Origin of the sequence: Pantoea sp. JK, assembly GCF_026130245.1 — a bacterium.
Classification (GTDB): domain Bacteria; phylum Pseudomonadota; class Gammaproteobacteria; order Enterobacterales; family Enterobacteriaceae; genus Pantoea; species Pantoea trifolii.
Genome location: NZ_JAINFN010000011.1, coordinates 132,510 through 156,791, shown reverse-complemented (window position 1 = coordinate 156,791; position 24,282 = coordinate 132,510). Strand labels below are relative to the sequence as shown.

At 58.0% G+C, this 24,282-nt stretch carries 21 protein-coding genes and 1 riboswitch; of the genes, 14 read left to right on the top strand and 7 right to left on the bottom strand.

The features are described 5' to 3' along the window. Window position 1 precedes the first annotated feature (1 nt). Window positions 2-916 carry a LysR family transcriptional regulator gene (locus PanJK_RS21145; RefSeq protein ID WP_265302692.1) on the top strand — a complete coding sequence of 305 codons (915 nt, stop codon included), beginning with the start codon at window positions 2-4 and terminating at the stop codon, window positions 914-916. A 54-nt stretch (window positions 917-970) separates the two neighbouring features. Here PanJK_RS21145 and PanJK_RS21140 read toward each other — a convergent pair whose 3' ends face one another. Next, window positions 971-2,323: an MFS transporter gene (locus PanJK_RS21140; RefSeq protein WP_008109477.1), complete on the bottom strand. Its 1,353-nt coding sequence runs from the start codon at window positions 2,321-2,323 to the stop codon at window positions 971-973. Between the two features lie 174 nt (window positions 2,324-2,497). Continuing rightward, window positions 2,498-3,400 carry a GntR family transcriptional regulator gene (locus PanJK_RS21135; RefSeq protein ID WP_064741307.1) on the bottom strand — a complete coding sequence of 301 codons (903 nt, stop codon included), beginning with the start codon at window positions 3,398-3,400 and terminating at the stop codon, window positions 2,498-2,500. 135 nt (window positions 3,401-3,535) lie between these two features. On the opposite strand from PanJK_RS21135, the gene PanJK_RS21130 reads away from it, so the two are divergent. The 3 genes from PanJK_RS21130 to PanJK_RS21120 all read left to right on the top strand — a co-directional run bounded on the left by PanJK_RS21130 (window position 3,536) and on the right by PanJK_RS21120 (window position 6,099). Next, the gene (locus PanJK_RS21130; protein WP_265302688.1) at window positions 3,536-4,564 is read left to right on the top strand and encodes a zinc-binding alcohol dehydrogenase family protein; all 1,029 of its coding nucleotides are present in this window, start codon (window positions 3,536-3,538) and stop codon (window positions 4,562-4,564) included. 87 nt (window positions 4,565-4,651) lie between these two features. Beyond that, window positions 4,652-4,727: riboswitch (Fluoride riboswitch) on the top strand. A gap of 90 nt (window positions 4,728-4,817) precedes the next feature. After that, window positions 4,818-5,195 (top strand): fluoride efflux transporter CrcB, encoded by a 378-nt coding sequence (gene crcB, locus PanJK_RS21125; protein ID WP_039333080.1) that lies wholly within the window; start codon window positions 4,818-4,820, stop codon window positions 5,193-5,195. A gap of 106 nt (window positions 5,196-5,301) precedes the next feature. Next, on the top strand, window positions 5,302-6,099 hold the full coding sequence (locus PanJK_RS21120) for a sugar phosphate isomerase/epimerase family protein (protein WP_265302682.1): 798 nt from the start codon (window positions 5,302-5,304) through the stop codon (window positions 6,097-6,099). On the opposite strand, the gene PanJK_RS21115 is transcribed toward PanJK_RS21120, so the two are convergent. From PanJK_RS21115 to PanJK_RS21105, 3 genes are all read right to left on the bottom strand, one after another. Further along, a complete protein-coding gene (locus PanJK_RS21115) occupies window positions 6,096-6,701 on the bottom strand; it encodes an alpha/beta hydrolase (RefSeq protein WP_265302680.1) in 606 nt (201 codons plus the stop codon). The two genes, PanJK_RS21120 and PanJK_RS21115, sit on opposite strands and share 4 nt — an antisense overlap. An 11-nt stretch (window positions 6,702-6,712) precedes the next feature. Continuing rightward, entirely contained in the window at window positions 6,713-7,654 is a 942-nt protein-coding gene (locus PanJK_RS21110; protein ID WP_256697760.1) for a glutathione S-transferase family protein, read from the bottom strand. A 99-nt stretch (window positions 7,655-7,753) separates the two neighbouring features. After that, window positions 7,754-8,653 (bottom strand): LysR family transcriptional regulator, encoded by a 900-nt coding sequence (locus PanJK_RS21105; RefSeq protein WP_256697759.1) that lies wholly within the window; start codon window positions 8,651-8,653, stop codon window positions 7,754-7,756. Between the two features lie 187 nt (window positions 8,654-8,840). Here PanJK_RS21105 and PanJK_RS21100 point away from each other — a divergent pair, with 187 nt between their 5' ends. Then, complete coding sequence (locus PanJK_RS21100; RefSeq protein ID WP_265302676.1) at window positions 8,841-9,965, top strand: GNAT family N-acetyltransferase; 1,125 nt, start codon at window positions 8,841-8,843, stop codon at window positions 9,963-9,965. On the opposite strand, the gene PanJK_RS21095 is transcribed toward PanJK_RS21100, so the two are convergent. After that, window positions 9,962-11,794, bottom strand: coding sequence for an ABC transporter ATP-binding protein (locus tag PanJK_RS21095; RefSeq protein ID WP_265302674.1), 1,833 nt, complete (start codon window positions 11,792-11,794; stop codon window positions 9,962-9,964). The two genes, PanJK_RS21100 and PanJK_RS21095, sit on opposite strands and share 4 nt — an antisense overlap. 64 nt (window positions 11,795-11,858) lie before the next feature. Between PanJK_RS21095 and PanJK_RS21090 the strand changes: the two genes are divergently transcribed. Next, entirely contained in the window at window positions 11,859-12,350 is a 492-nt protein-coding gene (locus tag PanJK_RS21090; protein ID WP_265302672.1) for a GNAT family N-acetyltransferase, read from the top strand. A gap of 92 nt (window positions 12,351-12,442) precedes the next feature. Here PanJK_RS21090 and PanJK_RS21085 read toward each other — a convergent pair whose 3' ends face one another. After that, window positions 12,443-13,357 carry a sugar ABC transporter substrate-binding protein gene (locus PanJK_RS21085; RefSeq protein ID WP_008109461.1) on the bottom strand — a complete coding sequence of 305 codons (915 nt, stop codon included), beginning with the start codon at window positions 13,355-13,357 and terminating at the stop codon, window positions 12,443-12,445. Between the two features lie 412 nt (window positions 13,358-13,769). On the opposite strand from PanJK_RS21085, the gene PanJK_RS21080 reads away from it, so the two are divergent. The 8 genes from PanJK_RS21080 to PanJK_RS21045 all read left to right on the top strand — a co-directional run bounded on the left by PanJK_RS21080 (window position 13,770) and on the right by PanJK_RS21045 (window position 24,264). Further along, on the top strand, window positions 13,770-15,149 hold the full coding sequence (locus PanJK_RS21080; RefSeq protein WP_265302669.1) for an MFS transporter: 1,380 nt from the start codon (window positions 13,770-13,772) through the stop codon (window positions 15,147-15,149). A gap of 119 nt (window positions 15,150-15,268) precedes the next feature. Next, entirely contained in the window at window positions 15,269-16,432 is a 1,164-nt protein-coding gene (locus PanJK_RS21075; RefSeq protein ID WP_256697749.1) for an HD-GYP domain-containing protein, read from the top strand. A gap of 109 nt (window positions 16,433-16,541) precedes the next feature. Continuing rightward, a complete protein-coding gene (gene kdpF, locus PanJK_RS21070; RefSeq protein WP_081113208.1) occupies window positions 16,542-16,631 on the top strand; it encodes a K(+)-transporting ATPase subunit F in 90 nt (29 codons plus the stop codon). Continuing rightward, window positions 16,631-18,310: a potassium-transporting ATPase subunit KdpA gene (kdpA, locus tag PanJK_RS21065; protein ID WP_265302666.1), complete on the top strand. Its 1,680-nt coding sequence runs from the start codon at window positions 16,631-16,633 to the stop codon at window positions 18,308-18,310. Before kdpF ends, kdpA begins: the two co-directional genes overlap by 1 nt. 7 nt (window positions 18,311-18,317) lie before the next feature. Continuing rightward, the gene (gene kdpB / locus PanJK_RS21060; protein WP_256697746.1) at window positions 18,318-20,366 is read left to right on the top strand and encodes a potassium-transporting ATPase subunit KdpB; all 2,049 of its coding nucleotides are present in this window, start codon (window positions 18,318-18,320) and stop codon (window positions 20,364-20,366) included. Between the two features lie 11 nt (window positions 20,367-20,377). After that, the gene (gene kdpC / locus PanJK_RS21055; protein ID WP_265302663.1) at window positions 20,378-20,947 is read left to right on the top strand and encodes a potassium-transporting ATPase subunit KdpC; all 570 of its coding nucleotides are present in this window, start codon (window positions 20,378-20,380) and stop codon (window positions 20,945-20,947) included. A gap of 71 nt (window positions 20,948-21,018) precedes the next feature. Then, window positions 21,019-23,700 (top strand): two-component system sensor histidine kinase KdpD, encoded by a 2,682-nt coding sequence (kdpD, locus tag PanJK_RS21050; RefSeq protein WP_265302661.1) that lies wholly within the window; start codon window positions 21,019-21,021, stop codon window positions 23,698-23,700. A gap of 54 nt (window positions 23,701-23,754) precedes the next feature. Further along, on the top strand, window positions 23,755-24,264 hold the full coding sequence (locus PanJK_RS21045) for a TIGR00645 family protein (RefSeq protein ID WP_008109449.1): 510 nt from the start codon (window positions 23,755-23,757) through the stop codon (window positions 24,262-24,264). Window positions 24,265-24,282: the final 18 nt, after the last annotated feature.

Sequence of the window (24,282 nt, the reverse complement as noted above, 5' to 3'; positions counted from 1 at the left end):
CATGCGGCTGCGGCATATTGAAGTGTTTCAGGCGATTGTGCAGACCGGCAGCATCAGTGCGGCGGCGCGTTTGCTGAATGTGTCGCAGCCGAATGTCAGCCGCGTGCTTAATCACGCCGAGCAGCAGCTTGGTTTTGCGCTGTTTGAACGGCGCGCGCAGGGCATGGTGGTGACCGCAGAAGGGCGGCGTTTGCTGCCGGAAGTGGAAGACATCTACCAACGTTTACAAGCAATTACCCAGCTCACCGAGCAACTGCGGCGCGGCGAAGGGCAAACGGTGCGCGTCGGTGCCGCTCATGCGTTTGGTCAGATGGTGTTAGCGCCAGCGCTGGTGAACTGGCGACAACAGGCGGCCTCGGTCAGCGTGGAATTGGTCACCGAGCATTTCAGCACCTTGTGCAGCATGATCATGGCGAATCAGCTCGATTTCGCGCTGGTGTTTGGTCAGCAGGTAGATGCGGATTTACTGGCGGAGCCGCTGTTTCAGTCATCGATGGTGGCGTTGCTGCCGCACGATCACACCCACAATGAGCCGGTGACGCTGGAGTGGCTGTGCGCTAATAACCTGCTGATGATGCAAAATCAGGATCCGCTCGGTCGCGTGCTGCACCGCGCGCTGCGCGATAAAGGGCTCAATCCAGCGGTTTCGCTGTCGATCAAAACCTATTCGGTGATTGCCGATATGGTGCTGGCGGGCGGCGGCGTCGGGATTGTCGATCTGTTTACCGCCTGCCGTTATGCCGACCAGCTCAAGCTGTTGCCGGTCGCGCAGCCGCTGCCGTTTGAAGTGATGTTAATCAGCCGCCGCGATCAGCCGCAGTCGCAATCCACGCTGCAGCTGAAACAGGTGATTCGCAATAAGCTGTGGGAGATCGCGCGCCAATGTGAATCGCAGTTTTTCACCCGCCCAACGTAATACCGGTTTCGTAGGGTCGCCATTTATGGCGACCGTCCCACATCCGACTCTTAATTACACCCCATCCGTAATTGGTTTACGCACCAGCAGCAAATACGCCAGCGCGCCCACCACCGTCACACCGGCGCAAATCATCAACGCCAGGCTAAACGACTTGGTGGTATCCAGCACCCAACCGGTGATCACTGGCGCGAATGAGGCGAACACGAAGCTGGCGAAGTTCTGGATGCTGCCAACCGAGGCGGTCATGCGCGCCGTGACGTTGGCGTGAATCAAACCCCAGCACGATGTACCGGCAAAGTGGATACAGAACAGCGCCATACCGATCATGGTCACCGCGCTGGTGGTATCGGTGGCACGCGTTACGAAAGCGGTAAACGCAGCAGACAACAGCATGCCAGTGACGATTGAGACCTTACGTACTTTCACCGCATCATGGCCACGACGCACCAGCGCATCGACCACATAACCGTTCAGCAACATGCCCGCCGCGCCGAACAGGAACGGAATCGCCGCCAGTAAACCGGTACTTTTCAGGTCGAGGTTATAGGTGGATTGCAGATAACCCGGCAGCCACGCGATATACAGCCATGCGGTGTAGTTGATGCCGCTGAAGCCAATCATCATGCCCCACATGGTGCGCTGCTTAAACAGGCCGCGCCACTCGGCAAAACTCAGCGGCTCTTTGCGCGATGCCACGCTGCCCGCCTGCAGATAGTGAATCTCTTCGCCACTCAACTTGTTGTTATCGCGATCGCGGTACATCAGATACCAGCCGATGGCGAGGAACATGCCGAGCACGCCGATGGTGACAAACATGCCGCGCCAGCCCATCACCATCATCATCGCGGCCAGAATCGGCGGCGCAATGGATAAACCAATCATCGAGGCGGCGTTAAACATGCCCATCGGCATGCCGCGATCTTTGATGTTGAACCAGTCGTTGATCACCTTGACGCCGCACGGGTTCATCGGCGCTTCACCAATACCTAACCCGATGCGCACCAAAATAAACTGGGTGAAGTTATGCACCAACCCCGCCGCTGCCTGGAACAGCGACCAGAAGAACATGCCAATCGCCAGCATGATGCGCGGCCCTTTGCGATCGAGCAGCGCACCGCACGGCAGCTGTGCTAAACCGTACGCCAGTGAAAACGCCGACAGCAGCACGCCAATTTCAGTCGCAGATAACCCCAGTTCTCCCCGGATGGTCATATTGGCGACCGACAGCGAACTGCGATCGAGATAGTTGATCATGGCGGCGAACAGCAGCAGCAACATGGCGGTAATCTGGATCTTTCTGATGCGCGGCGAGCGCACCACGTCACTGCGTGCCGGGATAAAATCTTGCCCGTCTGCAGCCGGTTGTGGCGCGTTTTCGCGGCCACGAGCCGAAGTATTTTCCATTGCGACCTCCCGGATCTGGGTACTTATCGTTATGCGTTTGTGTGGGATCCTGCGGCAGCAAAACGGTGCTGCCCCAACGGATTGACTTCGAGACTAGAAGCAATCAGATCGGGATGTTGCGGAGATGTTTCAGATTCGTGCGGGAGCTAATGCTTTGTGGTTTTTAATCGGTTTTTAATTGTACTGACGGATAGATCGGATCATCGATGTTTTGGCGGTGCCGAGATGATTGTGCAGGGCGCACAAAGCTTCGACATCCTGGCGGCTAATCAGCGCCGTCAGAATCGCCATATGCTCCTCCAGCGCCACAATATTGCGCTGCTTAAGATCGGTTTCATCCCATTGATAATGCGAGTGAAAAATCACTGAAATTATCTCCAGCGACTGATTAAAAAACGGATTGTTGGCGGCGGAGAGAATCAGCGTATGCATCTCTTTATCCAGCGCGGCGAAGTGGCGGTAATTGCTGGCGATGGTGTCGCGCATCGAACGATGGCGATCCAGCAGGTCGCGCGCCTGCATCCAGCGCTCATCCTGCGAGGGCAGGTTGAGAAAACGGGTCAGCGCGTGAGTTTCCAGCATTTCGCGCAACTCAAACAGGTTCTCGGCATACTTCTGATCGAACTTCTTCATGCGCCATTGTCCGCGCTTCACCGGCTCCAGCAGGTCATAACGCATAAAGCGCAGCAGGAATTCGCGTACCACAATCGGACTGACCTTTACCTGCTGCGCTAACTGCAGCTCGCTAAAGGTATCGCCCGGCATCAGCTGGCGCTGATTAATCAGGTTGAAAAAGGTCTGCTCAAACTGCAGCGCCTGCTGATCAATCGGCGGCGTCAGGGCGTTAAAACCATCTTCTTCGCTGGGATCGCGCACGATAACGTAGGTTTCATCCACCTTTTCCAGTACGCCGCGCTCATGCAGATGCTGCAAGGTATGGCGCACCGTGGTGCGGCTGATGTTGAACATTTCGGCCAGCGCCGCCTGCGGTGGCAACGGCGAACGGATATGACGTTTGGCAATGCCTTCCAGCATCTGGTTAATCACATTCTGACGTAGGTTCTGGCTGCGGCTCATACGCGTCTCCGGTTTTTTATCTATTAAAAACCATACAAAGCCCAAAAAAAGCGGTTGGCTTCACACTTCCCCCAACGCAAAAAGCTGCCATCGCCGATTTTCGCCATAACTGCGACAACAGCACAGGAGAAGCCAATGACAACGATGAAAACGCTGGTGGTCGCCGAGCCGCGCCAGATGGTGTGGCAGCAGCGCGCGAAGCCGACGCCCGCCGCTAATGAAGTTCTGATTAAACCGATCGCCGCCGGTATTTGTGGCACCGATATTCACGCCTGGGCCGGTAATCAGCCGTTCTTCAGCTATCCGCGCGTGTTGGGGCATGAGCTGTGTGGCGAAGTGGTAGAACTCGGCAGCCAGGCCAGCGGCTTCAGGCTGGGCCAGCGCGTGGCGCTGATTCCCTATGTTGCCTGCCAGCAGTGCGATGCCTGTTTAAGTGGCAAAACCAACTGCTGCGAAAAAATCTCGGTGATTGGGGTGCATCAGGATGGCGGTTTTTGTGAATTCCTCAGCGTGCCGACCAGCAATTTGCTGGCGGTGGATGAGGTTGATCCCGAAGCCGCCGCGCTGATTGAACCCTTCGCCATCAGCGCGCATGCGGTGCGCCGTGCGGCCGTTACGGCGGATGAGCAGGTTTTGGTGGTGGGCGCAGGTCCGATTGGCCTTGGCGTGGCCGCGATTGCGGCGGCGGCGGGGGCGAACGTGGTGGTGGCCGATACCAGCGAACAGCGCCGTGCGCACGTGGCGCAGAAACTAGGGTTGGCGACGGTGAATCCGTTAGACGCCGATTTTGATACGCAGCTCAAAGCGGAGTTTGGCGGGCGATTGGCTGCCAAAGTGATCGATGCCACCGGTAGCCCAGCGGCGATGAACGGCGCGGTGAAACTGATTCGTCACGGCGGCACCATCGTGTTTGTCGGCCTGCATAAAGGCGATCTGGTGATTCCGGATATCGAGTTCCACAAAAAAGAGACCACGCTGATGGGCAGCCGTAACGCCACGCTGGAAGATTTCGCTAAAGTCGGCGAACTGATGGCGAACGGGCAGCTTCGTGCCGACATGATGCTGAATCGCCATTATGATTTTTCTACGCTGGCGGAGCGCTTTGAAGCGGATGTGATTAACAACCGCGAACTGATTAAAGGCGTAATTCACTTCGAGCGGTAATACTCCCTGATGTTCGGTCGCCATGAATGGCGACCCTACGACCGCCTTGTCGCATATTGTCTGCATTGCCAAGCCAGCGTATTATCTCCCGCCTAAGGTGATGGCGTGCCACCTTCCCCAACCGCCGTTCTGGTTACAGACGGCTGATGACGCCTGACAACACTCGTATCCCTGCGCGGGAGACGGCGGTGTGTCAGGTGTTATTCTGTCCTGCCGCGGCCCTGCGCGTAATTCATTTCAGGAGCTCCAAACTATGTTGAAGTCGTTACTGGCGGTGGTACTGGGCGGTGCGGTTGGTTGTTCGCTGCGTTGGTTGATCTCATTACGTTTTAACGCGCTGTTTCCCAATCTGCCGCCGGGCACCTTGATGGTGAATCTGGTGGGCGGTTTTATCATCGGTGCGGCGCTGGCTTTCTTCGTGCGCAACCCGCATATCGATCCCTTCTGGAAACTGCTGATTGTCACCGGTTTATGCGGCGGCTTAACCACGTTCTCGACCTTTTCAGCAGAAATTGTCGGGCTGCTGCAAACCGGCAAATACCTGTGGGCGATGTCGAGCGTGATGGTGCATGTCATCGGTTCCTTGCTGATGACCTTCGCCGGTTTTGCCGTGGTAAACCTGCTGGGATAACCATCAGGCTTGAAATAACTCCTCAGAGGTAGATACTGATCGCCATTCTGTGCGCGTGACGCACAGAATGTGTCACCGATTATCCGGACGATTAAGGAGCTGTGTCATGCGTCATAACCCCAAATTCCTTAACCTGGTGTTGTTAAACGGTGAACCTGAGGAGAAGCTGCGTGCCGCACGCGCCGCCGGTTTCGAGCAGGTTGAGATCTGGCGCGACGATGTGCAAGCCAGTACGCCACAGTTAGCAAAGCAGTTACAGCTTGGCTTCACCAATGTTCAGGTGCTGCGCGATTTCACCGGTGCGCCGGATCGTGAGCGCCAGCAAAAACGCGAAGAGCTGCGTCAGTTCATTCAGATTGCCCAAACCATCGGCTGCGACACCATTCAGGCACCCGCCAGCACGCGTGAAGATTGCGTAGCATCGCGTATTGATGAAGATTTGCGTTGGATGGCGTCGGAAGCCGCGCGCTACAACATGCGCATCATGTATGAGCCGATGGCGTGGTGCAGCGTGGATAATACGCTGCCGCTGGCGTGGGAACGGCTGCAACGGCTGGACCAGCCGAATATCGGTTTGGTGGTCGATCTGTTCCACATCTGCGCGTTAGGCGGCGACGCATCGCAGCTGGACGGCATTCCTGCCGATCGTATCTACGAAGTGCAACTGTGTGACATGGCCGACATGCCGCCGCAGGATAAGCAGCCGCTCAGTGAGTACGCGCGTCATCAGCGCCTGTTGCCGGGCGATGGCATCATCGAAGTGGAACGCTTTGTCGATAAGCTGAAAAGTGCCGGTTACAGTGGGCCGGTCGGCATTGAAGTGTTTAACGATAAGTTGAAAGCGCAGCCAGCAGAGGTGGCTGCGCACAAGGCGTGGCAGGCGTTAAATCGCTACTGGCCTTAATCCTGCAAACATTGCGCAATAAAACCGGCGGCATCCATCGCACCCTGCGATGAAATGGTGTGGCCGGTGGCCGCTTCATAGCGCGCTTCCACCGTCACGCCAGCCTGTTGCAAACGCTGCTCCGCCGATGCGCTTTCGCTAAACGGAATCACATCATCGGCTTTGCCGTGAATCAGCAGCGCGGGCGTATACGGCTGCGGTGTTAACGCGCCATCAAACGCCAGACGACCGGAAAATGCCACCACGCCCGCCAGCGAATAACGGCCTGACGCCAGCGCATCCAGCGCCATTATCGAACCCTGCGAAAAGCCCACCAGAATCACTTTGTCCCACGCATCCGCCATGCCGTGTTGCGCCATCAGCTGTTGCAGCGTGTCATCAAAGGCCGCGCGGGCTTCACGCACCCGCGCCGGACGGTTTTCGGGTGTGATGCCGGTCAAACTAAACCACTGATATCCCATCGCATGTTCAAAGGGATAGGGCGCATTCGGCGAGGCAAACGCCACATCTGGCAGCAGCCGCGCCCAATGTTCGCCGAGCACCGCGAGGTCGTCGCCGTTGCTGCCGACGCCATGTAAAAAAATCACTAACGCTTTTGCCATCGCATTGCTCCTTAAAAACCGTAGGCCGCCATATCCGGGCCAACCGGCACAATGCCGTTGGGATTCAGCGCTTTAATCGAATAATAGCCCTGCTTGATATGGTCGATATTCACCGTCTGACGCACGCCAGAAACCGACAGCATACTCTTGAGATAACGATCGAGCAGCGGATAGTCGCGCAGGCGGCGCAGGTTGCATTTAAACAGGCCGTGATAGGCGGCGTCAAAGCGCACCAGCGTGACGAACAAGCGAATATCCGCTTCGGTTAAGCGCTCGCCGAGCAGGAAGGTGCGGCCATCCTGCAAACGCAGCTCCAGCTCATCCAACTGGCTGAACACATCGTTAAACGCCTGCTGATAGCTGATCTGCGTGGTGGCGAAGCCGGTGCGATACACGCCGTTATTCAGGCGTGGATAGATCGATTCGTTCAGCGTGTCGATCTCTGCGCGCAGATCCTCGGGATAAAGATCAATACGATCGTCCGCCAGCGCGCCAAAGCCGCTGTTCAGCATGCGCAGGATATCGGCCGACTCGTTATTGACGATGGTTTGCGTCTTTTTGTCCCACAGCACCGGCACAGTGGCGCGGCCGGTGAAATCTGCATCGGCGCGGGTATAAAGCTCGTGGATGTATTCGGCTTTATTCAGCCAGTCGCGATCCGCGCCGGGATAATCACCGAAGCGCCAGCCTTGCGCGCCAAGCTGCGGTTCCACCACCGACACGCTGATCACTTTCTCCAGCCCTTTCAGAGTGCGTGCCAGCAGCGTGCGCGAAGCCCACGGACAAATCAGTGCCACATAGAGGTGATAGCGATCCGGCTCGGCAGCAAATTCGCTGGAACCATCTGCGGTGATCCAGTGACGAAAACTGGATGTCTGGCGCACAAATCCGCCTTGTTTATCGGTGGCTTGCACCGGATGCCACTCTGCACTCCACTTACCATTTACCAGCATCGCCTTCTCTCCCCAGTGTTGATGGAGTAAGCATACAGCGCTGCTGGTTGGGTGATAATCCGGGAAAAATGGCTTTCATTGCTTCCAAATTGGAAGGAATCAGCCGGGCGGATGGTGCCGGAAATGGGCGGCGAGGAAATCGATCAGCAGCCGGGTTTTCTGCGCCAGATGACGCGCCGGCGGATAGAGCGCGAACAGGCCGAGCGGCGGCGTGGCGAACGCCTCTAATATCGAGACGATTTCACCGCGCTGCAGAGCGGGCGCGGCAATAAAACCCGGCAGCCGCGCAATGCCCAATCCGGCAATCGCCGCCTGCAAACAGGCTTCGGTGTTTGAGAAACAGAGACGACCACGAATCGGCATGCTAACGCTGTCGCCGCACGGCGTGACAAACGGCCAGTGCCAGGGATCGCGGAAGTTGGTATCGCTGATGCACTGATGTGCCGCCAAATCGCGCCAGTGCTGCGGCGTGCCGTGTTGCAGCAGATAACTGGAGGAGGCCGCCACGCGGATTGGCACATCGCCGAGGCGGCGCGCAATCAGGCTACTGTCGTCGAGTTTGCCTATGCGGATTGCCATATCGAAGCCTTCATCTACGATGTTGACTGCACGATCGGAGAAGTTCACGTCGAGTTCGATCTGCGGATAATGGCGCGCGAACTCCACCAGCACGCTGGCTAACACCGCCGTACCAAAGGTGCCGGGCGCGCTGATTTTCAGGCGGCCGGTCGGCGTGGTGGCGCTGTCGCGCACGGTGGCATCCAATGTATCAAAAGCTTCCAGCAGCGTTTTTACCCGCTCGTAATAGGCGCGACCGACTTCGGTGGGCGAGAGCGCACGCGTGCTGCGTTTAAACAGCTGGACGCCAAGTTCCTGCTCCAGCCGGGAGACCAGCTTCGACGCCTGGCCGCTGCTGGTGCCAAGGCGCTCGGCCGCACCGGCAAAGCTGCCGACTTCCAGCACGGCGACAAACATGCGGTCACAATCGAGTCGATCCATGGCGTTTCCTGTTAGTTCAGCGTTTTATGTTAATCGGTCGCCATGAATGGCGACCCTACGTCGTAGGTTGCGCATTAATGCGCATCGGGTCAAATCTGCTGATTACACATTCAGTGCGCTATACCTTTTCCCACGCGGGAAAACCTGTTGAACTAGGCGCCTGCTTTCACCAGGCCGGGAGCCGTGAATGTCTTTGCTACATCTGTCATCGCTGGCGGAGATTGCCGCCGTCGAATGGGATGCGCTGTTACCTGACGATCAACCGTTTTTACGCCACGCATTTCTCTTGTCACTTGAAGAGAGCGGCAGCGTGCGGCCCGAAAACGGCTGGCAGACGGATCACCTGTTGTGGCGGGAAAATGGCGTGCTGCGTGCCGCCATTCCCGGCTATCGCAAACGCCATTCGCGCGGTGAATATGTGTTTGACCATGCGTGGGCGGATGCCTGCCAGCGCGCCGGTATTCCTTACTATCCGAAATGGCTGGGTGCGATTCCGTTCAGTCCGGTGACCGGCGCACGTCTGTTGGGCGATGAAGACGCGGTGCTGAAATTGCTCAGCGCGCTGCCGGATAATCTCTACGAACAGGGTTTGAGCGGCGCGCACATCAATTTCACCACGCCATTCGCCAACCACATCATGCAGCAGCAGCCAGACTGGCTGGAACGTCTTGGCTTGCAGTATCACTGGCACAACAAAGGCTACCGCGATTTTCAGGATTTCCTCGACACGCTGATGTCGCGCAAGCGCAAACAGCTGCGCAAAGAGCGTGAGCAGGTGATGAGCAGCGGCTTTGAATTCAGCTGGTATCGCGGCGATGAGCTGCGCGAAGATCAGTGGGATTTCGTCTACACCTGCTACGCCAACACCTATGCGGTGCGCGGCCAGCGACCGTATTTGACGCGCCACTTCTTTAGCCTGCTGGCAGAGCGCATGCCGCGTTCGATTCGCGTGGTGATCGCGACGCTGCAAGGCCAACCGGCCGCCATGGCGTTCTGCTTAATGGACGGCAACACGCTGTATGGCCGCTATTGGGGATGTCTGGCGGAGTTTGATCGGCTGCATTTCGAAACCTGCTTCTATCAGGGCATGGATTTCGCCATCGCGGAAGGTTTACAGCGTTTTGATGCGGGCGCGCAGGGCGAGCACAAGCTGGTGCGCGGCTTTGAACCGCATATCACGCACTCGTGGCACTATCTGTGTCATCCCGGTTTGCGCGATGCGGTGGCGGATTTTCTGCTGCAGGAACGGGAAGGCGTGCGCGGCTGGGCAATTGAAGCGCGCGACGCCTTGCCGTATCGGCGTGGTGATTAATCCGCGCCGACAAAACCGCCGGTCTGATGCTGCCACAGGCGCGCGTAAAGTCCGCCGTGCGCCAGCAGTTCGCGGTGGTTGCCCATCTCGACAATCTCACCTTGCTCCAGCACCACCAGACGATCCATTTTGGCGATAGTGGAAAGACGGTGGGCGATGGCAATCACCGTTTTGCCCTGCATCAGCGTTTCCAGGCTCTCCTGAATCGCCGCTTCCACCTCGGAATCCAGCGCCGAGGTGGCTTCGTCCATGATCAGAATCGGCGCATCTTTCAGCAGCACGCGCGCGATGGCGATACGCTGACGTTGACCGCCCGACAGCTTGACGCCGCGCTCGCCCACGTGCGCATCCAGACCAGTGCGGCCTTGTGGATCGGAGAGCAGCGGAATGAACTCGTCGGCGCGCGCGCGGATAATCGCCGCCTGCAACTCCTCTTCCGTCGCATCCGGGCGACCATACAGCAGGTTTTCGCGAATCGAGCGGTGTAGCAGCGACGTGTCCTGGGTGATCATGCCGATTTGTCCGCGTAAGCTCTCTTGCGTCACTTCGGCGATGTTTTGATCGTCAATCACAATGCGACCGCTGTTGATGTCATACAGCCGCAGCAGCAAGTTCACTAAGGTGGATTTACCGGCGCCGGACGGGCCAATCAACCCGATTTTCTCGCCCGGTTTGATGTTGAGATTGAGGCGATTAATCACTTGACGGCTGCCGCCATAATCAAAACGCACATCCTCAAAGCGAATCTGACCACGCGTCACCTGCATGTTTTTCGCGTTCGGCTGATCCTGCACGCTCAGCGGCTGTGCAATGGTGTTCAGGCCATCCTGCACCATACCGATATTCTCGAAGATGCCGTTTACCACCCACATGATCCAGCCGGACATGTTCACCAGACGGATCACCAAGCCGGTCGCCAGCGCAATCGCGCCGACGCTGATCAGCGACTGGCTCCACAACCACAGCGCCAGGCCAGACGTGCTGACAATCAGCAAGCCATTGAGCGTCGAGAGCGTGATATCCATGGTAGTGACCATGCGGCTGGCGTGCTGGGTTTTGTCGGTTTGCTCCTGAATCGCCTCACGCGCGTAACGCTTCTCCAGATCGTTGTGCGAAAACAGTTTGATGGTGGCGATGTTGGTGTAGCCATCGACGATGGTGCCCATTAATTTTGAGCGCGCTTCCGATGACACCACCGAACGCTGTTTAACGCGCGGCACGAAGAAGCTCAGCGACACGCTGTACGCCACAATCCAGATCACCAGCGGAATCATCAGGCGCCAGTCCGCTTCGGCAAACAGCACCAGCGAGGTCACCGCATAAATCACCACGTGCCAGATGGCGTCCACCAGCTGTACCGCCGAATCACGCAGCGAGTTACCGGTTTGCATGATGCGCTGGGCAATGCGCCCGGCAAAATCGTTCTGGAAGAAGTTCAGGCTCTGGCGCAGCACGTAGTTGTGATGCTGCCAGCGGATCATGCTGGTCATGCTCGGGTTAATGCTTTGATGCACCAGCATATCGTGCGCGGCAATCACCACGGGCCGCAGAATCAGCGCCACAAAGCCCATCCACAACAATATTTGCCAGTTATCGCTAAACAACGAGGCGGGCGTGGAGTGATTAACCAGGTCAATGATGCGGCTGAGATAGCTGAACAGCGCCACTTCGATCAGCGCCTGCGCCAGCCCGACAATCAGCAGCGCGACAAAGCTCGGCCACACCTGACGCAGATAGTAGAAGTAGAACGGCCAGACGCTGGCGGGTGGGTAATCGGTTGGCGCATCCTGGAAAATATTGATAAAACGTTCAAAACGGCGATACAACATAGAATCACTCTTCCCGAAATGGTGAGAGTTAACAGCTTAGTGCATGTGAAAAGGGATTACCGACATGGATTTACACATTCGCGGTCGTGAGCCGGGCGATGCCGCCGCTTACCAACGCCTATACAGCCATCCTGACGTTTATCGCTGGACCACGCAGTTGCCGTGCCCGAGCATAGCGACCTGGCAGAAAAAATTCGAAAAGATGGATGAGCTGGGATACATCGGCTTTGTTGCGGAGATCGATGGCGCGATGGTCGGCGAGCTGACGCTGTTTGTCGAGCAGCGTCCGCGCACGCGTCACAGCATCAGTTTTGGTATCAGCGTCGATCCGGCGTTTGGCGGGCGCGGCATTGGTGAAAAGCTGATCCGCAACGCGATGGATTACGCCTTTAACTGGCTCGGCATTCTGCGCATCGAACTGGAAGTATTCCACGATAACGAACGCGCGCTGCGCCTGTATCAGAAGCTGGGCTTCGAGCGCGAAGGCGTGAAACGCAAAGCCTGCCTGCGCGACGGCGAGTATCACGATATCGTGCAGATGGCGATATTACGTTAACCGTAGGGTCGCCATTCATGGCGACCTTGTCGATAACCGCACTAAACCTGCGTTACGGTCGCCATAAATGGCGACCCTACAATTGGCGGTAATTATTGTGATTTATCAACGTACTTCTGCATATTCTCTTTGGTTACCAGCTCGAACGGGATCCACACGTGTGAATCGACTTTCTCGCCTTTAATCAGCTTCTGCGCCACATCCACCGACGTTTTGCCCTGGCCGACCGCATCCTGGAACACCGTGACCTGAATTTTGTCCTGCGACAGCGCTTTCAGGCCATCTGGCGTAGCATCGATGCCGCCAACCAGCACCTTTTTATTGCCCTTGGCCAGCGCCATCGCCGCGCCAATCGCCATCTCATCGTTGTTAGCCGCAACGATATCAATTGCTTCATCGTTGCCCAGCCAGTTATTCATCAAATCCATGCCTTCGTTGCGCGCGTAGTTGGCGGGCTGTTTCTGCACTACTTTCATGCCGGGATATTTCGCCACTACTTGCTCAACGTCTTTAGTGCGTTGCAGCGCACCGGCATCGGTCAGGTTACCGATCATGATCGCCACATTGCCTTTGTAGTTAGCCATTTTCGCCAGCGCTTCCATCTGCAAGGTGCCGGATTCACGCTCGTCGGAGCCGACAAACACCACGCCGGCCGGCAGCGATTTATCGCCTGGCGTGCGGTTTACGTACACCAGCGGAATTTTTGCCTGCTGCGCTAACTTGGTCAGCTGCGGCGTGCTGGCAGAATCGACCGGATCGACGATGATGGCATCCACGCCCGCGCCGATAAAACTCTGCACCTGATCGGTTTGACGTCCGACGTCACCGCGTGCATCTTCAAACTGAATATCGAGTCCACGCGCTTTGGCTTCTTTATCAATCGACTGACGAATAATAGTGAGGAAGTTTTGATCGAAGTAGGCCATCGACACGCCAATTTTTTCCGCCAGCGCCGAGGCTGATGTTGAGAGCAGGCCGAGCAACACAATCGCCTTGAGGGTTTTCATCGCAGACTCCAGAGTAAGCTTGTTATTAGAATGAATGTTTCATTAAGATCAAAAATGGCTTAATGAAATCATTTTCAGCCTACGAGCCCGCTACGCGGCTGACAATCAGCACGGTTGGATTTTGCAGCCAGGCGCACACTTTGCTCTCGGGTGCGCCTTTCCTTCGTGCGCTCATAGTTGCGCTGCGAAGGATTTTCTTAGAGCTGGCGCACATTGCGGCGCAAAGGCGAGCGGATCTTTAAGGTTCTGTGCAGCGCCGCACCTCACTTTGTGCCAGCTGCTAAATCTGGCGCTAATTAGCACCGTCGATTCCGCCATTCGCCCAATGACCACGCCTGAAACCGCTTCCTATAGTTGCTGAACAGGGAAATAAAGTGGTTTTCCGGTACGGTTCATTTGAGGAATTCAGCCCATGCTAAAAGCCAATAATCGTCCACAGAACAGCCACGTACGCGTTTGGATCCTGTGCCTGATCCTGTTTCTTTCCGTGGTGGCGTATGCCGACCGCTCGATCCTGTCGATCTCGGGATCGGCGATCAAAGATGAGTTTGGGCTGTCGGCGATCCAGCTTGGCCTGATCCTCTCGGCGTTTAGCTGGGCCTATGTGATCGGCCAGATCCCCGGCGGCCTGTTCCTCGATCGCTTCGGCACCAAAAAAGTGTATGGCGTAACGCTGGGGTTGTGGTCGATCTCCACGCTGCTGATGGGCTTTGTCGGCGAGTTCTCCAGCGGCATGACCATGGCACTGACATTGATGTTTGCGCTGCGTTTCGCGCTGGGCCTGATTGAAGCCCCGAGTTTTCCCGCCAATGCCCGTGCGGTGATCATGTGGTTCCCCAGCGCCGAACGCGGCCGCGCCTCTTCACTCTTCGCCTCGGCGCAATATTTTGCCGTCGCTATCTTCTCGCCGCTCTCCGGCTGGCTGGTGTCGCGTTTCGGCTGGGAATGGCCGTTCTTCGTACTGGGCGGCATTGGCGTGCTGGCGGTGTTTGTCTGGATGGGCTTTATGCGCAGTCCGCGCCATCATCCGCGAGTATCGGAAAATGAGCTGCGCTACATCGAGCAGGGCGGCGCGCTGGTCGATATTGATTCGGCGCAAACGCTAAAAGCGCGTCCGCCGTTGAGCAAAGCGATGTTCAAAAAGTTGCTCAGCAACCGTATGCTGTGGTGCGCCTATATCGGCCAATATTGCATCATCGCGCTCAGCTACTTCTTTATCACCTGGTTCCCGATTTATCTGGTGCAGGCGCGTGGCATGAACATTCTCGACGCCGGTTTTGCCACCATCGCACCGGCGGTGTTTGGCTTCGTCGGCGGCATCAGCGGCGGCTATATCTCCGACAAACTGCTGGCAAACGGCTGGAGTTTATCCTGGGCGCGTAAAACGCCGTACATCGTCGGCATGCTGATGGCGGCGTCGCTGGTTCTGGCGGCGATGATCCCCAGCAACGTCGGCATTATCGCCATTATGTCGTTCGCCTTCTTTGGCAAAGGCGTGGCGGCGGGCGCTGGAACCTGGACGATTGTCAGCGATACCGCACCAAAAGAAGCGGTTGGCCTGGCGGGCGCGATCTTCAATGGCATCGGCAATATGGCGGGTTTTATCACGCCGCTGCTGTTCGGCATCATCGTCGGCTTAACCGGCAGCTACAGCATTGGGCTGGTGTTTGTCGGCGCGCACTGCGTGGTCGCTGCTTTACTGTTCCTGCTGGTGATGGGACCGATTGAACGCGTTGGTGAGGAGCAGGAGATTTCAAGCCAGGTCGCCATGAATGGCGACCCTACGACGTAATGTGCGCATTAATGCGCACCCATCTCGCAAACCTCACCGATCGCACAAATCACTCCTGAAGATTTTTTGCTCAGCTGCCGATACCTCCTTACCACCCACTGATATTAAGGAGCGATATCGTGATAAAGCTGATTAACGTTGACGAACTGCGGCAGGGAATGTTTATCCACAAACTTGAGGTTTGGTGGGTCAAAGATAAGCGCATTCGCAACCAAATGCTGATCACTGATAAACGCCAGATCGCGATGATCCGCAATGAGGGGATCCTGCAGTTATGGATCGATCTCGATAAATCGGTTCAGGCGCCCGCTGCGCCCGCGCCAAAAAAAGATATTCCTCAAACCCCGTTTTTCCAGGAGATGGATCAGGCGCAAAGCATCTTCAATCAGGGGAAACCGCAGGTGCTGGCGATGTTTAACGAGGCGCGTATGGGGCAAGGCCTCGACCTCGATTACACCCTTGATCTGGTGGATCAAATAGCCGGTTCGATCACCCGCGAACCGACTGCGCTGCTGAGTGTGGCGCGCCTGAAGAATCACGACGATTACACTTATCTGCACTCGATGGCGGTGTGCGGCTTAATGATCTCGCTCGGCAAAAAAATGGGCCTCGATGAGCACCAGCTGCGCCGCGTTGGCATGGGCGGTTTGCTACACGATGTGGGTAAAGCCGCGGTGCCGCTGGAGATTCTCAACAAGCCCGGCAAGCTCAGCGATGAAGAGTTCACCGTGATGCGCCAGCACCCGATTGTCGGTGCGCAGATGTTAATGGAAGCTAACGCCGGTGAAGATCTGCTGGATATCGCGCTGCATCACCATGAAAAATACGACGGCAACGGTTATCCGCACGGTCTGAAAGGCGAGGAGATCTCACTGTATGCGCGCATGGCATCGGTGTGCGACGTCTACGATGCCGTCACCTCGAATCGTCCTTATCGTAAAGGCTGGACGCCTGCCGAAGCGATGCACAACATGTTGAGCTGGCGTGGCCACTTCGATAACTCGCTGCTGCACGCCTTCGTGCGCACCATCGGCATCTATCCGGTGGGATCGCTGGTGCGACTGGCTTCCGGGCGCGTGGCGCTAGTGGTGCAGGCGGGCGAAAAATCGTTGCTCAAGCCCAAAGTGCATGTGTTCTGGTCACTGCACGCGCAGCGCGAAGTAAAACCGGAAGAGCTCGATCTCGGCGACAGCTTCTGCACCGACAGCATTACCGGCGCGGAAGACAGCGGCTTGTGGCAGAACATCGATCTGAACCGCATCTGGGCGTTAGAAAGCGCTTAATTCTTCACCATTTTTATACTTTATTTACGCCCGCTTCCCGCCTTTTTACCTCTTCTTTATGCCGCGCCGCGCATGCTTGCAGCACTACCAAAATCCTCTGGAGGTTGCTGTGAGCGTGGGCGTGATAGCCGGCATCGTGCTGGTGTTTGTTCTTCTGGGCTACCTGATTTATGCCCTGCTAAATGCGGAGGCATTCTGATGGCGGCGAATGCATTCATGCTAATTGCGGTATTCCTGCTGGTACTGATGGTGCTGGCACAACCGCTGGGACGTTATCTCGCCCTGTTTGTGGCTGACAAGGCGCTGCTGCCGCGTACTGAACGCGCGCTGTGGCGACTGGCCGGAGCCGACGGCGACGCCATGCGCTGGCCGCACTATTTGCTGGCGATTCTGCTGTTTAACGCGCTGGGTTTTGCCTTGCTGCTGCTGATGTTGATGACGCAGGCCGCGCTGCCGCTGAACCCGCAGCATCTGCCTAATCTGAGCTGGGATCTGGCGCTCAATACCGCCATCAGCTTTGTCACCAACACCAACTGGCAATCCTACGCCGGGGAAAGCACGCTGAGCTATTTCAGTCAGATGGCGGGCCTCACGGTGCAGAACTTCCTGTCGGCGGCGACCGGTATCGCCGTGGCGTTTGCGCTGATTCGTGGTTTTGCCAACCGTTCGCTGGCGACGCTCGGCAACGCGTGGCGCGATCTCACGCGCATTACCGTTTACGTGCTGCTGCCAATCAGCCTGCTGATGGCGCTGTTCTTCGTCAGCCAGGGCAGCATTCAAACCTTCGAACCTTACCATGCGCTCACCACGCTGGAAGGCGCGCAGCAGACGCTGCCACTCGGTCCGGTGGCGTCGCAGGAAGCGATCAAAATGCTCGGCACCAACGGCGGCGGTTTCTTCAACGTCAACTCGGCGCATCCGTTCGAAAATCCGACGGCGCTGACCAACTTCGTGCAGATGCTGAGCATCTTCCTGATCCCGGCGGCGCTCTGTTTCACCTTTGGCCAGCATCTGGGCGATCGTCGTCAGGGCCACATGCTGCTGTGGGCGATGACCATCATGTTCGTGCTGGCGGTGATCACCGTGATGTGGGCCGAACTGCGTGGCAATCCGCACTTCCTCGCGCTCGGCGCGGACAGCGCCATCAACATGGAAGGCAAGGAGACGCGCTTCGGCATTCTCAACTCCAGCTTGTTTGCGGTGATCACCACGGCGGCGTCGTGTGGTGCGGTCAACGCCATGCATGACTCTTTCACCGCGCTCGGCGGCATGGTGCCGATGTGGTTGATGCAGTTGGGTGAAGTGGTGTTTGGCGGCGTAGGTGCTGGCCTGTACGGCATGCTGCTGTTCGTGCTGCTCGGCGTGTTTATCGCCGGGTTGATGATCGGTCGCACGCCAGAATACATGGGTAAAAAAATCGACGTGTGGGAGATGAAGATGACCGCGCTGGCGATTCTGGTGACGCCAACGCTGGTGCTGCTTGGCAGCGCGCTGGCGATGATGACCGACGCCGGTCGCGCCGGCATGGCCAATCCCGGCATTCATGGCTTCAGCGAAGTGCTGTATGCGGTGTCATCGGCGTCTAACAACAATGGCAGCGCCTTTGCCGGATTGAGCGCCAACACGCCGTTCTGGAACCTGCTGCTCGGCTTCTGCATGTTGGTGGGCCGCTTCGGCATCATCATTCCGGTGCTGGCGATTGCCGGTTCGCTGGCGGCGAAGAAAATTCAGCCGGTGGGCAACGGTACGCTGCCAACGCACGGCCCGCTATTTATCGCGCTGCTGATTGGCACCGTCTTGCTGGTGGGCGCATTGACGTTCATCCCCGCGCTGGCATTAGGCCCGGTCGCGGAACATCTGCAACTTATTCAGGGATAACGGAATCATGAGTCGTCAACAACTGGCGCTGTTTGATGCGGCGCTCACCCGCGTTGCCATGCTGGATGCGCTGAAAAAACTCGATCCGCGCGTGCAGTTCCGCAACCCGGTGATGTTTTTGGTGTGGATTGGCAGCGTGCTGACCTCGGTATTGGCGGTGGGCATGGCCAGCGGCACGCTCAGCGGCAACGCGGGCTTTACCGCCGGCGTCGCCATCTGGCTGTGGTTCACCGTGCTGTTCGCCAACTTCGCCGAAGCGCTGGCGGAAGGGCGCAGCAAGGCGCAGGCCAACAGCCTGAAAGGCATCAGCAAAACCAGCGATGCAAAAAAACTGGCCGAAGCGCGTTATGGCGCAGCGTGGCAAAGCGTGGCGGCCGATACGCTGCGCAAAGGCGATGTGGTGCTGGTGGAAGCCGGTGACATCATTCCATGCGACGGCGAAGTGCTGGAAGGCGGCGCGTCGGTGGATGAGAGCGCCATTACCGGTGAATCCGCGCCGGTGATTCGTGAATCGGGCGGTGACTTCTCCTCCGTGACCGGCGGTACGCGCATTCTGTCCGACTGGCTGGTGATTCAGTGCAGCGTCAATCCGGGTGAAACCTTCCTCGATCGCATGATTGCGATGGTGGAAGGCGCAAAACGCCGTAAAACGCCGAACGAAGTGGCACTGACTATTCTGCTGGTGTCGCTGACGATAGTGTTCCTGTTGGCGACCGCCACGCTGTGGCCATTCTCGGCGTATGGCGGCACGCCAGTCAGCATCACGGTGCTGGTGGCGCTGCTGGTGTGTCTGATTCCTACCACCATCGGCGGCCTGCTGTCGGCCATCGGTGTGGCGGGCATGAGCCGCATGTTGGGCGCGAACGTGATTGCCACCAGCGGCCGTGCGGTGGAAGCGGCAGGCGACGTCGATGTGCTGATGCTGGATAAAACCGGCACCATCACGCTGGGTAACCGTCAGGCGACGCAGTTCCTGCCTGCGCCGGGCGTCAGCGAACAGCAACTGGCTGATGCGGCGCAATTGGCGTCGCTGGCCGATGAAACGCCAGAAGGGCGCAGCATCGTGGTGCTGGCGAAGCAGAAATTTAACCTGCGCGAGCGCGATCTCAGCAGCATGGGCGCGAGCTTTATTCCGTTCTCGGCGCAAACGCGTATGAGCGGCGTCAACGTGCAGGATCGTCTGATCCGCAAAGGTGCGGTCGATGCGGTTCGTCGCCACATCGAAGCCAATCATGGCCGTTTCCCGCTGGAAGTGAATGCCGCAGTGGAAGAGGTGGCGCGTGCGGGCGGCACGCCGCTGGTGGTCTCGGAAGGCGCGCAGGTGCTGGGCGTGGTGGCGCTGAAAGATATCGTTAAAGGCGGCATCAAAGAGCGCTTTGCCGAGCTGCGTAAGATGGGCATCAAAACAGTGATGATCACCGGTGATAACCCGTTAACGGCGGCGGCGATCGCGGCGGAAGCGGGCGTCGATGATTTCCTGTCGGAAGCGACGCCGGAAGCCAAGCTGGCGCTGATTCGCCAGTATCAGGCCGAAGGGCGTTTAGTGGCGATGACCGGCGATGGCACCAACGACGCACCGGCGCTGGCGCAGGCCGACGTGGCGGTGGCGATGAACTCCGGTACTCAGGCGGCGAAAGAGGCCGGCAACATGGTCGATCTCGACTCGAATCCGACCAAGCTGTTGGAAGTGGTGCACATCGGTAAACAGATGCTGATGACGCGCGGTTCGCTGACCACCTTCAGTATCGCCAACGACGTGGCGAAATATTTCGCCATTATTCCGGCCGCGTTTGCCGCCACCTATCCGCAGCTCAACATGCTGAATGTGATGGGGCTGCATTCGCCGAACTCGGCAATTCTGTCTGCGGTGATTTTTAACGCGCTGGTGATTGTGTTCCTGATTCCGCTGGCGCTGAAAGGCGTGAGTTATCGCCCGCTGAGCGCGGCGGCGCTGCTGCGTCGCAACCTGTGGATTTACGGTGCGGGCGGATTGGTGGTGCCGTTTATAGGTATTAAAGCCATCGACCTGCTGCTGACGCTGCTTGGTCTGGCTTAAGGAGAAGAGAAATGAGTCAGTTACGTCCAGCTATTGTATTGTTATTAGTGCTTACGCTGCTCACTGGTGCGGTCTATCCGCTGCTCACTACCGGTCTGGCGCAATGGTGGTTCCCATCACAGGCCAACGGTTCGCTGATTGAGCAGGATGGCGCGGTACGCGGTTCCGAGCAGATCGGCCAGGCATTTAATCAGCCGGGCCACTTTTGGGGCCGACCTTCCGCAACCGGTGATGCGCCTTATAATGCGCTGGCCTCGAGCGGCAGCAATCTGGCAGGCAGCAATCCGGCACTGGACAAAGCGGTGGCAGAACGCGTCGCTGCGCTGCGTGCGGCGAATCCGCAAGCACCCAAAGCGGTGCCGGTGGAGTTAGTGACGGCATCGGCGAGCGGATTAGACCCGGACATTTCGCCGGAAGCCGCGTTGTGGCAGGCACCGCGTATTGCCGCCGCACGCAACATGGCGCTGAAAGATGTTGAGGCGCTGATTGTGCGCCACACCGAGCGCCCGCTGCTGCCGTTTGTCGGCGAAGAGACGGTAAACGTGCTGCGCCTCAATCTGGCGCTGGATGATTTGCAATAAACCCGTAGGGTCGCCATTGATGGCGACCGTTTTCATGGCCGCACGGAACCTCGATTAATTGGACGGATTCTTTGAACGACCTACATGATGAACTGCCCCGCCCCGATCCCGATGCGCTACTGCTAAACCACAGCGACAGCCATCGCGGTAAGCTGAAAATCTACTTCGGCGCCTGCGCGGGCGTGGGAAAAACCTTCGCCATGCTGCAGGAGGCGCAGCGCCTGCGCGCACAAGGTCTCGACGTGCTTGCGGGCGTGGTGGAAACCCACGATCGCGCAGAGACCGCAGCGCTGCTCAACGGGCTGGCGCTGTTGCCCCGTCGTGCCACCGGGCGTTCACGCCACGCCGAATTCGACCTCGATGCGGCATTAGCGCGTCATCCGGCGGTGATCCTGATGGATGAACTGGCGCACACCAACGTGCAGGGTTCGCGCCATCCCAAGCGCTGGCAGGACATTGAAGAGCTGCTCGAAGCGGGCATCGACGTCATCACCACCGTTAACGTCCAGCATCTGGAAAGCCTGAATGATGTGGTCGGCGGCGTCACCGGTATTCAGGTGCGCGAAACCGTGCCCGATCCCTTCTTTGACAGTGCCGACGAAGTGGTGTTGGTGGATCTGCCGCCGGACGATCTGCGTCAGCGGCTGAAAGAGGGCAAAGTCTACGTCGGCGACCGCGCCGAACGCGCCATCGAAAACTTCTTCCGTAAAGGCAATCTGTTCGCGCTGCGCGAGCTGGCGCTGCGCCGCACCGCCGATCGCGTGGATGACCAGATGCGCGCCTGGCGCGATCAGCAAGGCCGCGACAAAGTGTGGCATACGCGTGACGCCATTCTGCTGTGCATCGGTGACGATACCGGCAGCGAGAAGCTGGTGCGCACCGCCGCACGTTTAGCGGCGCGGCTTGGCAGCGAATGGCACGCGGTGTATGTCGAAACGCCGCGCCTCAATCGGCTGCCGGAAGCGCGCCGTCGCGCCATCCTGCGCACGCTGCAGCTGGCGCAGGAACTTGGTGCGGAAACCGCCACGCTCTCCGATCCCGATGAAGCGCGCGCGGTGTTGCGCTACGCGCGCGAGCATAATCTCGGCAAAATCGTAACCGGTCGCCAGCCGCAACGGCGCTGGCGGCGCGACAGCTTTGCCCAGCGCCTCGGCGAACTCGGCCCGGATCTCGATTTGCTGGTGGTGGCATTGGATGAACCGGTGCGCGATGCACCGCATCCGCTCAGCGGCCAGCGCGCCAGCAGCGAAAAATGGCGGCTCTATCTGCGCGGCTGCTTGATGGCGCTGCTGCTGTGTATTTTGGTCACCGGCGTTGGGCGCTGGCTGCTGGTTGAGTTTGATCCCGCCAACAGCGTAATGATTTATCTGCTGGCGGTGGTGCTGGTGGCGCTGCGCTATGGCCGCTGGCCGTCGGTGTTCGCCACGGTAATCAACATCATCGCCTTCGACCTGTTCTTTGTCGCGCCGACCGGCACCGTTGCGGTGTCAGATTTGCAGTATCTGGTGACCTTCGCGGTGATGCTGGCAGTGGGCGTGATTGTCGGGAATCTCACCGCTGGCGTGCGCTATCAGGCCAAAGTGGCGCGCTATCGGGAACAGCGCGCGCGGCATCTGTATGAGATGGCGAAAGCGCTCGGCAGCGACCTGACGCCGCAGGATATCGCCAGCACCAGCCAGCGCATCATCGATGTCACCTTGCAGGCGCGCAGTTTGCTGCTGCTGCCGGATGAGCAGGGCGAGCTGCAAACCGTGGGCGATACCGCGATTGGCACGCCGCCGGATCTGGCTATCGCCAAGTGGAGTTACAGCAAAGGTCAACCGGCGGGCGCGGGCACCGATACCTTGCCTGCGGTGCCGTACCAGATTCTGCCGCTGAAAAGCGGCAATCACTGTCGCGGCTTGCTGGTAGTGGAACCGGAAAACCTGCGCCAGCTGATGATTCCCGAGCAGCAGCGTTTACTGGAAACCTTCACCGTGCTGATTGCCAACGCGCTGGAACGCATGGCGCTGTCGCACAGTGAGGCGGCGTCGCGGCTGTCCGCAGAACGCGAGCAGCTGCGCAATGCGCTGCTGTCAGCGCTATCGCACGACCTGCGTACGCCGCTGACGGTGCTGTTTGGTCAGGCGGAGATGCTGATGCTCGATCTCGCCAGTGAAGAGTCGAAGTACGTCGGCCAGGCCAATCAGATTCGCGAACAGACGCTGAGCACCATCCGGCTGGTGAGCAACATGCTGGATATGGCGCGCATTCAATCTGGTGGACTCAATCTGCGCGAAGAGTGGGTGGCGCTGGATGAGGTGATTGGCGGCGCGCTGAGCAGCATGGGCCCGTCGCTGAAGGGCCATGAATTTATGCTCGATTTACCCGAGATGGTGCTGATTAAAGGCGACAGCGCCATGCTGGAACGGGTGTTTACCAATCTGATCGAAAACAGCCTGAAATACGCCGGCAACGCCGCGCAGCACGGTATTCGGGCGTGGCGCGATCGCGATCGGCTGGAGATTGCGGTGTGGGACAGCGGTCCCGGCATCGCGCCGGAGAACCTGACGCGTATTTTTGACAAGTTTGCGCGCGGCGATAAAGAGTCAGCGGTGCCGGGCGTCGGATTGGGCTTGGCGATCGGTAAAACCATTATCGAATCCCATCGCGGGCGCATCTGGGCGGAGAATCGGCCGGAAGGCGGCGCGGTGTTCCGTTTGTCATTGCCGCTGCCCGCCGAGCCTGAAATTTCTGAAGAAGGGCTGAAATAACTTCACATAAGTTCGGTTATACTCGCCCACTTGTCTGTTGATTAATGGGAACTTATGGAACGTTTTATCGAAAACCTGATGTATTCATCGCGCTGGCTGCTGGCTCCGGTTTACATGGGACTTTCGTTGGGCCTGCTGGCGCTGACCATCAAATTCTTCCAGGAAATTTTTCACCTGTTGCCGCACGTCTTCACCATCGCGGAGAACGATTTGATTCTGTTGCTGCTGTCGCTGGTGGATATGACGCTGGTCGGCGGTTTGCTGGTGATGGTGATGCTCTCGGGTTACGAGAACTTTGTCTCCAAGCTGGATATTGATGAGCACAGAGAGAAGCTGAGCTGGCTCGGTAAAATGGACTCCGGCTCGTTGAAAAACAAAGTGGCGGCCTCGATTGTGGCGATTTCATCGATTCACCTGCTGCGTATTTTTATGGATGCGCGCAACATCGAGAATGAAAAGCTGATGTGGTACGTGATTATCCACCTGACGTTTGTGCTGTCGGCCTTTGTGATGGGCTGGCTGGATAATATGTCGAAGGGGGATAAGAAAGCGGTGAAGATGTAGTTGGGTGCGCGCTGGCCC

What these genes read in the sequence shown, in the direction of transcription:
- PanJK_RS21090 (WP_265302672.1), top strand. Translation starts at nt 11,859, where the DNA reads ATGGATTTACACATTCGCGGTCGTGAGCCGGGCGATGCCGCCGCTTAC.
- kdpC (WP_265302663.1), top strand. Translation starts at nt 20,378, where the DNA reads ATGAGTCAGTTACGTCCAGCTATTGTATTGTTATTAGTGCTTACGCTG.
- PanJK_RS21115 (WP_265302680.1), bottom strand. Translation starts at nt 6,701, where the DNA reads ATGGCAAAAGCGTTAGTGATTTTTTTACATGGCGTCGGCAGCAACGGC.
- PanJK_RS21140 (WP_008109477.1), bottom strand. Translation starts at nt 2,323, where the DNA reads ATGGAAAATACTTCGGCTCGTGGCCGCGAAAACGCGCCACAACCGGCT.
- PanJK_RS21145 (WP_265302692.1), top strand. Translation starts at nt 2, where the DNA reads ATGCGGCTGCGGCATATTGAAGTGTTTCAGGCGATTGTGCAGACCGGC.
- PanJK_RS21105 (WP_256697759.1), bottom strand. Translation starts at nt 8,653, where the DNA reads ATGGATCGACTCGATTGTGACCGCATGTTTGTCGCCGTGCTGGAAGTC.
- PanJK_RS21095 (WP_265302674.1), bottom strand. Translation starts at nt 11,794, where the DNA reads ATGTTGTATCGCCGTTTTGAACGTTTTATCAATATTTTCCAGGATGCG.
- kdpB (WP_256697746.1), top strand. Translation starts at nt 18,318, where the DNA reads ATGAGTCGTCAACAACTGGCGCTGTTTGATGCGGCGCTCACCCGCGTT.
- PanJK_RS21045 (WP_008109449.1), top strand. Translation starts at nt 23,755, where the DNA reads ATGGAACGTTTTATCGAAAACCTGATGTATTCATCGCGCTGGCTGCTG.
- PanJK_RS21110 (WP_256697760.1), bottom strand. Translation starts at nt 7,654, where the DNA reads ATGCTGGTAAATGGTAAGTGGAGTGCAGAGTGGCATCCGGTGCAAGCC.
- PanJK_RS21100 (WP_265302676.1), top strand. Translation starts at nt 8,841, where the DNA reads ATGTCTTTGCTACATCTGTCATCGCTGGCGGAGATTGCCGCCGTCGAA.
- PanJK_RS21085 (WP_008109461.1), bottom strand. Translation starts at nt 13,357, where the DNA reads ATGAAAACCCTCAAGGCGATTGTGTTGCTCGGCCTGCTCTCAACATCA.
- crcB (WP_039333080.1), top strand. Translation starts at nt 4,818, where the DNA reads ATGTTGAAGTCGTTACTGGCGGTGGTACTGGGCGGTGCGGTTGGTTGT.
- PanJK_RS21080 (WP_265302669.1), top strand. Translation starts at nt 13,770, where the DNA reads ATGCTAAAAGCCAATAATCGTCCACAGAACAGCCACGTACGCGTTTGG.
- PanJK_RS21120 (WP_265302682.1), top strand. Translation starts at nt 5,302, where the DNA reads ATGCGTCATAACCCCAAATTCCTTAACCTGGTGTTGTTAAACGGTGAA.
- kdpA (WP_265302666.1), top strand. Translation starts at nt 16,631, where the DNA reads ATGGCGGCGAATGCATTCATGCTAATTGCGGTATTCCTGCTGGTACTG.
- PanJK_RS21130 (WP_265302688.1), top strand. Translation starts at nt 3,536, where the DNA reads ATGACAACGATGAAAACGCTGGTGGTCGCCGAGCCGCGCCAGATGGTG.
- PanJK_RS21135 (WP_064741307.1), bottom strand. Translation starts at nt 3,400, where the DNA reads ATGAGCCGCAGCCAGAACCTACGTCAGAATGTGATTAACCAGATGCTG.